Here is a 260-nt window from a genome sequence, read left to right on the forward strand (position 1 = left end):
TTGGCGATAACTCTCAAGGCTTGAGTTTAAAATATCAGCGAGGTGTAAGGCGTTCATTGTTTACCCCAACTCGCAAGTAAATCAATGCCGCCATGCCCTAATTCAGGTAACCAGTGTAAGTAACTTTGTGTGGTTTTAATATCACTGTGGCCAAGCTGATGTTGCAGTTGATGAAGTGGCATACCTGATTCAAGTTGGTGTGTTGCATAAGCATGGCGTAAAGTATGTGGATTACAGTGCTTTAAGCCACACGCTTGTGC

General features: G+C 43.5%; 1 protein-coding gene. It reads right to left on the reverse strand.

Annotated features, from left to right (window positions below):
* Window positions 1-53: 53 nt before the first annotated feature.
* Window positions 54-260: tyrosine-type recombinase/integrase (locus P20439_RS05470; RefSeq protein ID WP_036932975.1), on the reverse strand; the 207-nt coding region annotated here is incomplete at its 5' end.

The organism is Pseudoalteromonas sp. BSi20439, from assembly GCF_000241165.1.
Taxonomy (GTDB): domain Bacteria; phylum Pseudomonadota; class Gammaproteobacteria; order Enterobacterales; family Alteromonadaceae; genus Pseudoalteromonas.